Origin of the sequence: Listeria rocourtiae FSL F6-920, assembly GCF_000525975.1 — a bacterium.
Taxonomy (GTDB): Bacteria; Bacillota; Bacilli; order Lactobacillales; family Listeriaceae; genus Listeria_A; species Listeria_A rocourtiae.
On sequence record NZ_AODK01000088.1, the window covers coordinates 1 to 1635 of the forward strand.

13 tRNA genes are annotated in these 1635 nt (G+C 46.5%); all 13 read right to left on the reverse strand.

What is annotated here, in order from left to right:
* Window positions 1–319 precede the first annotated feature (319 nt).
* Window positions 320–403 (reverse strand) — tRNA-Leu (locus PROCOU_RS15835).
* Window positions 404–446: 43 nt separating this feature from the next.
* Window positions 447–517 (reverse strand) — tRNA-Cys (locus PROCOU_RS15840).
* A 10-nt stretch (window positions 518–527) separates the two neighbouring features.
* Window positions 528–599, reverse strand: a tRNA-Gly gene (locus tag PROCOU_RS15845).
* A 6-nt stretch (window positions 600–605) separates the two neighbouring features.
* A tRNA-Gln gene (locus PROCOU_RS15850) sits at window positions 606–677 on the reverse strand.
* An 11-nt stretch (window positions 678–688) separates the two neighbouring features.
* A tRNA-His gene (locus PROCOU_RS15855) sits at window positions 689–764 on the reverse strand.
* A gap of 18 nt (window positions 765–782) precedes the next feature.
* A tRNA-Trp gene (locus PROCOU_RS15860) sits at window positions 783–856 on the reverse strand.
* Between the two features lie 5 nt (window positions 857–861).
* A tRNA-Tyr gene (locus PROCOU_RS15865) sits at window positions 862–945 on the reverse strand.
* Window positions 946–957: 12 nt separating this feature from the next.
* A tRNA-Phe gene (locus tag PROCOU_RS15870) sits at window positions 958–1030 on the reverse strand.
* Window positions 1031–1034: 4 nt separating this feature from the next.
* Window positions 1035–1110 (reverse strand) — tRNA-Asp (locus PROCOU_RS15875).
* Between the two features lie 33 nt (window positions 1111–1143).
* A tRNA-Met gene (locus PROCOU_RS15880) sits at window positions 1144–1217 on the reverse strand.
* Between the two features lie 97 nt (window positions 1218–1314).
* Window positions 1315–1386 (reverse strand) — tRNA-Glu (locus PROCOU_RS15890).
* 20 nt (window positions 1387–1406) lie between these two features.
* A tRNA-Ser gene (locus tag PROCOU_RS15895) sits at window positions 1407–1495 on the reverse strand.
* Window positions 1496–1499: 4 nt separating this feature from the next.
* A tRNA-Asn gene (locus PROCOU_RS15900) sits at window positions 1500–1575 on the reverse strand.
* Window positions 1576–1635 lie beyond the last annotated feature (60 nt).

A 1635-nucleotide genomic window follows, 5' to 3' on the forward strand; every position in this document is an offset into this window, starting at 1 on the left:
CTATACAAATTTTTTTATCACACATTAAAGAAAGAATATTCTTTTAAAGAAATAAATATAACTAAAATACAAAATGTTTATTCTCTTTCGTTCGATATAAATTCTGAAAAACTAGTGCTATGAGGAAATGGATTTGGCTTATACAGAGACATGAAATCTATCGACTGAATATATTGTGGAAATAAGTAATGATTGACTAATATACAGCGCTTCGTGTGAACATGCTTAAACAATAAAAAAAAACGTATTAGAAATCTAATCATAGATTTTTAATACGTTTTTTTATTTAAGAAGACCTTTGTTGCGACTTCTCTCTTGATACCGGCGGCCGGGGTCGAACCGGCACGATCGTGAGATCACTGGATTTTGAGTCCAGCGCGTCTGCCAATTCCGCCACGCCGGCATAATACAAATATTATACTGTAATTTCAAATAAATTTCAATTAAGGCGCCAACCGGATTTGAACCGGTGATAAAGGTTTTGCAGACCTCTGCCTTACCACTTGGCTATGGCGCCATACCATACAAGCGGAAGACGGGGTTCGAACCCGCGACCCCCACCTTGGCAAGGTGATGTTCTACCACTGAACTACTTCCGCAAAAAACTGGGCTAGCTGGATTCGAACCAGCGCATGACGGAATCAAAATCCGTTGCCTTACCGCTTGGCTATAGCCCATCGTTAAAAAATGGGGCGGATGATGGGAATCGAACCCACGAATGCCTGAACCACAATCAGGTGCGTTAACCACTTCGCCACATCCGCCACTATTAAATTTACTTTTGGCAGGGGCAGTAGGAATCGAACCCACACTGAAGGTTTTGGAGACCTTAGTTCTACCTTTAAACTATGCCCCTAAGAATGGTGGAGGGGGGCAGATTCGAACTGCCGAACCCGAAGGAGCGGATTTACAGTCCGCCGCGTTTAGCCACTTCGCTACCCCTCCAAAATATCAAGGTGGCTTGGGACAGAATCGAACTGCCGACACCTTGAGCTTCAATCAAGTGCTCTACCAACTGAGCTACCAAGCCATAATGGCGGTCCCGACGGGATTTGAACCCGCGATCTCCTGCGTGACAGGCAGGCATGTTAACCCCTACACCACGGAACCACTACTAGAAATATTTAAAATATAAAATTTTAATTGCGGGGACAGGATTTGAACCTGCGACCTTCGGGTTATGAGCCCGACGAGCTACCAGACTGCTCCACCCCGCGACAATAATATATGGTGGGGGCTAACGGGATCGAACCGCTGACCCTCTGCTTGTAAGGCAGATGCTCTCCCAGCTGAGCTAAGCCCCATATAAATAAATGACCCGTACGGGATTCGAACCCGTGTTACCGCCGTGAAAGGGCGGTGTCTTAACCGCTTGACCAACGGGCCAGGATAAAAATTATAGAGAACGGAGAGCAAGGGATTTGAACCCTTGAGACAGTTTTCACCGCCTACACGATTTCCAATCGTGCTCCTTCGGCCACTCGGACAGCTCTCCATAATGGCTCCACAGGCAAGACTCGAACTTGCGACCGATCGGTTAACAGCCGATTGCTCTACCAACTGAGCTACTGTGGAATAATACATTGCCCGGCGACGACCTACTCTCACAGGGGAAGCCCCCTACTACCCATCGGC